At 70.2% G+C, this 9360-nt stretch carries 7 protein-coding genes; 6 read left to right on the top strand and 1 reads right to left on the bottom strand.

The window, feature by feature from the left end:
• Together IH26_RS0151740 and IH26_RS0151735 are read left to right on the top strand one after the other, a co-directional pair.
• A partial coding sequence (locus tag IH26_RS0151740; RefSeq protein ID WP_030443689.1) for a cellulose binding domain-containing protein occupies nucleotides 1-365 on the top strand: 365 nt, incomplete at its 5' end.
• A gap of 41 nt (nucleotides 366-406) precedes the next feature.
• Nucleotides 407-1552, top strand: coding sequence for a lytic polysaccharide monooxygenase auxiliary activity family 9 protein (locus tag IH26_RS0151735; RefSeq protein ID WP_030443688.1), 1146 nt, complete (start codon nucleotides 407-409; stop codon nucleotides 1550-1552).
• Between the two features lie 64 nt (nucleotides 1553-1616).
• Here IH26_RS0151735 and IH26_RS0151730 read toward each other — a convergent pair whose 3' ends face one another.
• Nucleotides 1617-2672 (bottom strand): endo-1,4-beta-xylanase, encoded by a 1056-nt coding sequence (locus IH26_RS0151730; protein WP_030443687.1) that lies wholly within the window; start codon nucleotides 2670-2672, stop codon nucleotides 1617-1619.
• 199 nt (nucleotides 2673-2871) lie between these two features.
• Here IH26_RS0151730 and IH26_RS0151725 point away from each other — a divergent pair, with 199 nt between their 5' ends.
• The 4 genes from IH26_RS0151725 to IH26_RS0151710 all read left to right on the top strand — a co-directional run.
• Complete coding sequence (locus IH26_RS0151725) at nucleotides 2872-4152, top strand: SGNH/GDSL hydrolase family protein (protein WP_030443686.1); 1281 nt, start codon at nucleotides 2872-2874, stop codon at nucleotides 4150-4152.
• Nucleotides 4149-7097 carry a glycosyl hydrolase 115 family protein gene (locus tag IH26_RS0151720; protein ID WP_030443685.1) on the top strand — a complete coding sequence of 983 codons (2949 nt, stop codon included), beginning with the start codon at nucleotides 4149-4151 and terminating at the stop codon, nucleotides 7095-7097. The genes IH26_RS0151725 and IH26_RS0151720 overlap by 4 nt, the downstream gene beginning before the upstream one ends.
• A 2-nt stretch (nucleotides 7098-7099) precedes the next feature.
• A complete protein-coding gene (locus IH26_RS0151715) occupies nucleotides 7100-8341 on the top strand; it encodes an SGNH/GDSL hydrolase family protein (protein WP_030443684.1) in 1242 nt (413 codons plus the stop codon).
• 146 nt (nucleotides 8342-8487) lie between these two features.
• On the top strand, nucleotides 8488-9360 hold an 873-nt coding region (locus IH26_RS0151710), incomplete at its 3' end, for a HAMP domain-containing protein (protein ID WP_030443683.1).

The following is a 9360-nucleotide window of genomic DNA, read 5'->3' as shown; positions in this document are numbered from 1 at the left end:
CCACCACCCCGCCGACGACGACCCCCACCACCCCGCCGACCACGACGCCCGCGGGCGGCTGCACGGCCACCTACAAGATCACCGGCTCGTGGAGCGGCGGCTTCCAGGGCGAGGTGACCGTGGCCAACACCGGCACGGCCGCCACCAGGAGCTGGTCGGTGGGCTGGACCTACGCCGCCGGCCAGACCGTCACCCAGCTGTGGAACGGGACGGTCACCCAGACCGGCACCGCGGTCAAGGTCACCAACGCCGGTTACAACGGCGCCGTCGCCGCCGGCGGCACCACCACCTTCGGGTTCCTCGGCAGCACCGCCGGCAGCACCAACCCGGTTCCTTCCCCGATCACCTGCTCGGCCTCGAGCTGAGCCGGCCTCCCCCCGTCCCCACCATCGGAAGGAAGACCCAGATGCGACAACGAAGAACCATCCGGAAAAAACTGCTGGCGTACGCGTCGGCCGCGCTCCTCGCCGCCGGCATCGGCGCGTTCGTGGCGCCCAGCGTGGCCTCGGCGCACGGCGCGATGCAGATGCCCGGCAGCCGGACCTGGCTCTGCTACGAGGACGGCAGGACCAGCACCGGGCAGATCATCCCGCAGAACCCGGCGTGCGCGGCCGCGGTCGCGCAGAGCGGCGTCACCCCGCTGTACAACTGGTTCGCCGTGCTGCGCTCCGACGGGGCCGGCCGGGTGTCCGGGTTCATCCCGGACGGCCAGCTGTGCAGCGGCGGGACCGGTGGCCCGTACGACTTCACCGGGTTCAACCTGGCCCGCGACGACTGGCCGCTGACCCACCTGACGTCCGGCAAGACGGTCGAGATCGACTACAACGACTGGGCCAAGCACCCGGGCACGTTCTCGCTCTACATCACCAAGGACGGGTACAACCCGACCAAGCCGCTGGCCTGGAGCGACCTCGATCCCACGCCGTTCTCCCAGGTGACCAACCCGCCGGCGGACGGCGGCCCGGGCACCGACGCCGGGCACTACTACTGGAACGCGACGCTGCCGTCCGGCAAGACCGGCAAGCACCTGATCTACTCGGTCTGGTCGCGCTCGGACAGCACGGAGACGTTCTACGGCTGCTCCGACGTGATCTTCGACGGCGGCAACGGCGAGGTCACCGGCGTCGGCAGCGGCGGCACCACCACGCCGCCGACGACTCCGCCCACCACCCCGCCGACGACGTCACCCACGACGCCGCCGACGACCCCGCCCACCACCGGCCCGACCACGCCGCCGACCACGGCTCCCGCCGGCGGCTGCACGGCCATGTACAACGTGACCGGATCGTGGACCGGCGGATTCCAGGGCCAGGTGATGGTGCACGCCGGCACCTCGGCCATCGGCAAGTGGACGGTGACCTGGACCTGGCCCGGGTCGCAGACCCTGACCCAGCTCTGGAGCGGGACGGCCACCAGCAGCGGTTCGCTGGTGACGGTCAAGAACGCGAGCTGGAACGGGACGGTGGCCGCCGGGGACTCCACCACGTTCGGGTTCCTCGGGTCGGGCGCGACGCCGGCCACGGTGAACAACCTCACCTGTAGCACGGCATAGAAAAACCGGGCGGCGGTGCCTTCCGCGCCGCCGCCCGGTCCCTTCCCGGTTCAGAGGAAGCTTTCTAGCCGGCCAGCTGGAACGTCTGCTTCAACGTTTCGTACGCCGGCTTGGGCTGGAGGTTCTCGTCCATCGGGGTGGCCGCGCCCTGCCCGCTGAAGACGCCCGGAACCCAGGAGTACTTGTCGGTGAAACCCCACACGGTGTACGAGATGCAGTGCCTGACCAGCAGGCACGCCCGCAGCATGAGGCCGAAGCCCTCGGCCTGGGCCTGCGTCTTGATGTTGTCGTCCGGCAGGATCATCCGGACGTCGACCTCGGTGAACGCGGTCTTGACGCCGAGCGCGTCGAAGCGGCGCAGGTTCTGCAGGACGTCACCCGGGAGGCCGTACTGGATCCCGAGATGACCCTGGATGCCGAAGGCCTGGATCGGGACGCCCTGCCGGCGCAGGTCCCTGACCAGGTTGTACTCCGCGGTGCTCTTGGCGTTGATCCCCTCGACGTTGTAGTCGTTGAGGAACAGGATCGCCGACGGGTCGGCCTGGTGCGCCCAGCGGAACGCGTCGGCGATGTAGCCGGGGCCGAGCGCCCGCAGCCAGATGGTGTCGCGCAGCGTGCCGTCCTCGTTGAACGCCTCGTTCACCACGTCCCAGGCCCAGATCCGGCCCCTGAAGTGGCCCATTTCGGCGAAGATGTGCTGGCGCAGCAGGTCCCGCAGCTGGGCCGGGGTGAAGGCGGTCTCGTTGATCCAGGACGGCAGCTGGCTGTGCCAGACCAGGACGTGGCCGCGGACCGCCTGGCCGTGCGCGCGGGCGAAGTCGACCAGCTGGTCGGCCTGGGTCCAGTTGTAGTTGCCCTGGGTCGGCTCGACGACCTCCCACTTCATCACGTTCTCGGGCGTGACGGTGTTGAACTCGCGGCCGACGGCCTCCTGGTAGGGCGCGTCGGCGGCCAGAGCGTCCATGTTGACCGCGGTGCCGATCTTGACGCCGGTCGGGCGGGCCACGGAGCGCAGCCCGGTATCGCCGGCGACGGCGGCGCCGTTCGGCAGCGCGGCGGCGCCCAGGACCGTGATCGCGGCTATCGCGGCCGCTCCCAGTCCCGCACGAATACGATTCATCTGACGTTCCTCTCGGTGGTGGAGCCGAAAGTTCCGGTAACTTGCGGAAATCTTCGTTCGCTCGCGCGCACAGGTCAATGCCCACTTCGCATTGAAGATCAATAACGCCAAGGCTTGACGACATAGATCGCCACCTCTACGTTCGGGGTGTTCGGCTGAGATGTTTCCGAAACTTCCGATCCACCACGGAGGATTCCTCGTGTCCACCCGACGTGAACTGCTAGCCCTCGCCGGAGGCGCGGCTGTCGGCGCCGCCACCGCGGGCGTGGCCACACCGGCCTTCGCGGGCGACGACGGCCCGGGCGGCTGGGTCACCACCTGGGCCGCGGTGCCCACCACCATTCCGGTACGCGGCGCGCCGACCGTCCTGACCGACCGGACCGTGCGGCACGTCGTGCACTGCTCGACCGGCGGCGACGAACTGCGGATCCGGCTCACCAACGAGTTCGGCGAGACGGCCCTGCACGTCGACGAGGTGCACGTGGCCCTGCGCGCCGGGACGGGCGCCAGCACGGCGACCGTCCCGGGCACCGACCGGCGGGTCACCTTCTCCGGGCGGCCCGACCCGACGATCCCGGCCGGGGCGCCGATGGTCAGCGACCCGGTGCGGCTGCGGCTGCCGGCCGGCGGCGACCTCGCGATCAGCCTCTACTTCCGCGCGGCGACCACGGTCACCACCCTCGCCGCGTTCTCCTTCCAGGACAATGTGATCGCGGCCGGGAACGTCACCTCGGCGCGTACCGTCACGCCGGTCGCCACCCTCGCGCAGGACCTGTTCCTGTCCGGGGTGGCCGTCCGCAAGCGGGGGAGCGCGGCGATCGTGACGCTCGGCGATTCCATCACCAACGGCGCGAACACCCGGAACAACCTGAACCACCGCTGGCCGGACCTCCTCGCGGCCCGGCTGCGGGCCGCCGGGATCGACCGCGGCGTGGCCAACCTCGGCGTCTCCGGCAACCGGCTGCTGCACGACCCGAACCCGCCGGCCGGCAGCGACGCCGAGACGTTCGCCAACTACTTCGGGGTCAACGGGCTGCGCCGCTTCGACCGGGACGTGCTCGCCCAGCCGGGCCGCCGGTACGTGATCGTGCTGCTCGGCGTGAACGACCTCGGGCACCCCGGCACCGTCGCGCCGCCGTCCGAAGTGGTCAGCGCCGACGACCTGATCGCGGGGCACCGGCAGCTGATCGCGCGGGCGCACGACGCCGGGCTTTCGGCGTACGGCGGAACGATTCTGCCCTTCAAGGACGACACGCTCGGCTTCTACTCGGTCGAGAACGAGGCGAAGCGGCAGCGGCTGAACAAGTGGATCCGGACGAGCGGGGAGTACGACGGGGTGGTCGACTTCGACCGGGCGATGGGGGATCCGGCCGATCCGATCCGGCTCAACCCGGCCTACGACAGCGGGGACCACCTGCACCCGAACGACGCCGGGATGGTCGCGATGGCGGCCGCGGTGAACCTGAGGTTCTTCCGATGAAGGCGGCGCTCGCTCTCGTTCTCGTCGCGCCCATCCTCGCGGTGCCCAGCGCCGCGCCCGCGGCCGAGGCGGTTTCCAGCTACGTCAGCACGCGTCCCGGGCCCGGGCGTTTCGCCCTTGCCGGAGCGCCCGTTCTCGTCGACGATGCCGACTACCCCGGCGTGGTCCGGGTCGCCGGCGATGTCCGGACCGACATCCACAACGTGACCTCCGCCGATATCTCGGACCAGAAAGATCCGATCATCCTCGGCACGATCGGCCGCAGCCCGACGCTGGCGAAGATCATCGCTCGGGGAAAGCTGGATGTGTCGTCCCTTCAGGGCAAATGGGAGACGACGATCGAGCAGGTCGTCGACAACCCGCTCCCGGGCGTCAAGCGCGCCTTCGTGATCGCCGGCAGCGACCAGCGCGGCACGATCTACGGCGCCTACGACCTGTCCAGGAACATCGGCGTCTCGCCCTGGTACTACTGGGACGACGTGCCGGTCGCCCACCAGGCCAACCTCTACGTGCTGCCCGGCCGGCACACCCAGGGCACGCCGGCGGTGAAGTACCGCGGCTTCTTCATCAACGACGAGAACCCGGACACCGGCACCTGGGCGCCCGCGACCTTCGGCCCGGGCAAGGCGCCCGGCTACCCCGGCGGGCTCAACGCCGCCTACTACGCCAAGGTCTTCGAGACCATGCTCCGGCTCAAGGCCAACTACCTGTGGCCGGCCGTCTGGGGGCGGGCGTTCGCCGAGGACGACCCCGCCAACCACGCCACCGCCACGCGGTACGGCGTCGTGATGGGCACCTCGCACGAGGCGCCGATGATGCGCGGCATCGAGGAGTGGAACCGGCACGCCGTCAACGGGACCGACCCGTACGGCGGGAACGGGCAGTGGAGCTACCGCACCAACTCGGCCGCGCTGAAGGCGTACTGGAAGGCCGGCGCGGAGCGGATGCGCGACCAGGGCATCGAGGGCGTGATCACGCTCGGCATGCGTGGCAACGGCGACACGGCGCTGCCCGACGGCGACGGCATCGACCTGATGAGCTCCATCATCGACAGCCAGCGGGAGATCCTCAAGGAGACCGGGCTGATCGGCCAGCCCCAGGTGCAGACCCTCTACAAGGAGGTCCAGCGCTACTGGGACAAGGGTTACCGGCCGCCGGACGACGTGACCGTGGTCTTCTGCGACGACAACTGGGGCAACATGCGCAAGCTGCCCGACCCGTCGCTGCCGCCGCGCTCCGGTGGGTACGGCATGTACTACCACTTCGACTACGTCGGGGGCGGCCGCGACTACAAGTGGGCCGACACGGCGAACCTCACCAACACCTGGGAGCAGCTGCACCTCGCGTACACCTCGGGGGTGAACCGCCTCTGGGTCGCGAACGTCGGCGATCTCAAGAACGAGGAGCTGCCCACCCAGTTCTTCCTGGACTACGCGTGGAACCCGAACGCCTGGCCGGTCAGCCGGCTGGGGGAGTGGACGCGGCAATACGCCGCGGAGAGCTTCGGGACGCGCCTCGCGCCGGCGATCGCCAAGATCCTGGACGCGTACGGGCATCTCCAGTCCCGCCGCAAGCCCGAACTGCTGAACCGGCGCATCACGGTGGACCCGGCCAAGGACATCACCACCGATTCGTCCGCGGTGGTCTACGACGACCAGCAGACCCCGTTCAGCCTCACCGACTACGACGAGATGAACCGGGTGACCGATGACTGGCTCGCCCTGGCGGCCGTCACCGAACGGGTCAAGCAGCAGGTGCCGGCGGCCTGGCAGGACGCGTTCTACCAGCTCGTGTACTACGAGGTGAAGGACACGGCGCTGATCTACGACCTGCGCCGGGCCGAGTTCACCAACATCGCGTACGCCCAGCAGGGCCGCGCCGCCACCAACGCGGTCGCCGACCGGGCCGAGGCGCTGTTCGCCCAGGACCAGGCGATGAGCGACTACTACAACAACACGCTCGCCGGCGGGAAGTGGCACGACTGGCAGCTGCAACCCAAGATCGGGTACGGCAACGTGGCCCGGTACGGCCCGAACGCGCCGTGGCAGCAGCCGGAGCTGAACAACGTGGCGCTGCCCGACGAGATCTTCCCGTACCTGCAGCGGATCACCGTGCCGTCCGGATCGTCGATGGGCGTGGCGCTCGACGGCGGATCGGCCACGACGCTGCCCTCGTTCAGCCCGTGGCAAAGCCAGTCGCGGCAATACATCGACGTCTACAACAAGGGCACGACGCCGTTCGGCTACCAGATCAGTAGTGGCGCGCCGTGGCTCTCCGTGACTCGGGCCTCGGGCACCGTCACCGATCAGGTCCGTTCTTATGTGACGGTGGACTGGCGGCGGGCGCCCCGGGGGACGCAGAGCGTGCCGATCACCATCACGGGCGCGGGCTCGACCGTCACGGTGCGGGCGCCGATCGCCGACCCGACGCTGCCGCCCGCCGGGTTCCTCGAGGCCGACGGGTACGTGGCGATCGAGGCCGACCACTACAGCCACAAGACCGGGAACTGGCAACTGCTGCCGGACATCGGGAAGACCGGCAACGGCCTGACGCCGCTCGGCGAGGTCACCGGCTCGAAGCTCGACTACACGATGACGCTGACCAGCAGCGGGCCGGTCAAGGTGACGGCGTACCTGTCGCCGCGCAACAACACCCGGCCCACCGACGGGCTCAAGTACGCGGTGTCGATCGACGGCGAGACGCCGCAGGTGGTCAACGTGACCACGGCGACCGGCGCCAACGACACCACGATGAACAAGCAGTGGGAGCGCAACACCTCGGAGAACATCAACGCCACCACGACGACCCACACGGTGGCCGCGGCCGGGACGCACACGCTCACCTTCTGGGCCCTCGACCCGACCGTGATCGTCCAGCGCCTGGTGGTCGACACCGGCGGCGTCAAGTACAGCTACCTCGGACCGCCCGAGAGCCGGAGGGCCTGACCATGCGACGCAGAACAGTTCTCGGGCTCGGCTCGGCCGCCGTCCCGGCCGCGCTGCTGGTGCCCGGCCCGGCCGCGGCGCACGGCGGGCGGCGCTGGATGCACACCTGGGTGGCGATGCCGCAGCTGACCGAGCCGGGCAACCTGCCGCCGGCGCCCTTCACCGGGACCTCCTCGGTCCTCGTGGACACCACGCTGCGGCAGACGGTGCACGTCACCGTGGGTGGCTCCCGGCTTCGGGTCCGCTTCTCCAACGCGTTCGGCGGCGCGGCGCTGCCTCTCACCTCGGCGGCGGTGGCGCTGCCGGTCGACGGCAAGGCCGGAGTATCGGCGATCGTGCCGGGTTCCTCGCGCCCGCTGACCTTCGGTGGCCGCACCTCGGTCGTCGTCCCGACCGGCGCCAACGTGGTGTCCGATCCCGTCGATGTGCCGGTTTCCTCGGGTTCGAACCTGACAATTTCGACATATCTCGCGTCTGGGCAGGCGACGTTGAACCTGACCTCGCATCCCGGCTCGCGGACCACGACGTACCTCCTGAACGGGAATTTTGTCCTTGATCCTGATTTGCCGGGCGCAACCTCGGTGGCGCACTGGTATCTGATCAGCGGGGTGGAGGTGCTCGCCGACGCCCCGGCGATCGCGATCGTCGGGGACTCCCTCACCGACGGCCGCGGGTCCACCACCGACGGGAACGACCGGTGGCCCGACCAGCTGTTCGCCCGGCGGCCGCGCACCGCCGTGCTCAACCAGGCGGCCGGCGGCAACCGGGTGCTCAACGACGGCCTCGGCCCGAACGTCCTGGCCCGCCTCGACCGGGACGTGCTCGCCACCAGCGGCGTCGACCGGATGCTGATCTTCGAGGGGGTCAACGACATCGGCACGGCGCCGGCCACCGACGCCGCTCAGAAACAGGTGACCGACGACCTGCTGTTCGCCTTCGAGCAGGTGGTGCTGCGGGCGCACGCGCGGGACATCATGGTCTACGGCGCGACGATCACCCCGTTCGGCGGCAACACCGGCTACGACGACCCGGACGGGCTGCGCGAGCGGTCCCGCCGGGCGGTCAACGCGGTGATCCGCCGGGGCCGGCTCTTCGACGAGGCGGCCGACTTCGACATCGCCGCCCGCGACCCGGCGAACCCGCGTCAGCTCAACCCGCTCTACGACGTGGGCGACCATTTGCACCTGAACCCGGCCGGATACGGAGCGCTCGCGGCGGCCGTCCCGCTGCGCTGGCTCTCCTGAGAAGACGTCCCGCGCGATTCCTGGGCTTACGCGGACCCGGGGATCGCGCGGGACCCGCACCGCACGGATATCGGCGATCGGGCCGCCCGCGGTGACCGGCGCTCCTACGCTCGGGTCGAAGACACCGACCTGGACGGGAGTCCGCGATGGGCCAGCGACTGCACATGACCGTGGGCCGGAAGTTGACGGCCCTCGCCGGCACCGGCGTTCTGGTGGCGCTGGCCATCGGCATCGTGACGGTCCTGAGCCTGAGTACCGTGCGCTCGGCGAGCGACGAGCGCACCGTGCTGAACAAGGCCAACGCTGCCCTGATCGACCTGGACATGCAGGAGAGCAACGCGCAGATCGCCGAGCGGGACAACCTGCTGGCCACCACGGAGGCGACCCGCAAGGCGGCCGCCGACCAGTTCGACCAGATCAAGCAGACCGTCGCCGCCGACTGGGACGCCCTCGCCGCCCTGCCGCTGAACAGCGAGGTCAACGGCAGCCTGGCCACCCTACGCACCGACTACACCACGTACCTCACCGAGGTGTCCGGGCAGCTGTCGGTCCTCGCCACGATCGACCCGGCGAGCCCGCAGGCGGCGATCGCCCTGCAGGCCGAGTCGGCCCGGGCGGACGCCATGGAAAAGAAGATCACGACGACCCGGGACCTCGTCCAGCAGCACGTGAGCGCCGCCCGTGCCGCCTCCGACAACGCCATGTCCACCCTCAAGACCGCCATCGCCGTGGCGCTGGTGCTCGGCCTGGCGGCGCTGGTCGTCATCTCCCTGTTGATCACCCGGTCGATCACCCGGCCGCTGCAGAGCATGGTCACCGCCCTGGGCCGGGTCGCCGACCGTGACCTGACCACCGCCGTCGACGTGCGCAGCGGCGACGAGATCGGCCAGATGGCCACCGCCCTGGGCACCGCCCTCACCTCGATGCGCGAGGCGGTGGCCACGGTCGGGGAGACCTCGTCGGCGCTGGCGGGCGCGTCGGACGAGTTGACCGCGGTGGCCACCGAGCTGGGTCAGGCG

It is taken from the genome of Actinoplanes subtropicus (assembly GCF_000721705.1).
GTDB classification, from domain to species: domain Bacteria; phylum Actinomycetota; class Actinomycetes; order Mycobacteriales; family Micromonosporaceae; genus Actinoplanes; species Actinoplanes subtropicus.
The sequence above is the reverse complement of the archived record's forward strand: the minus strand, read 5'-3'. Positions and strand labels throughout refer to the sequence as shown.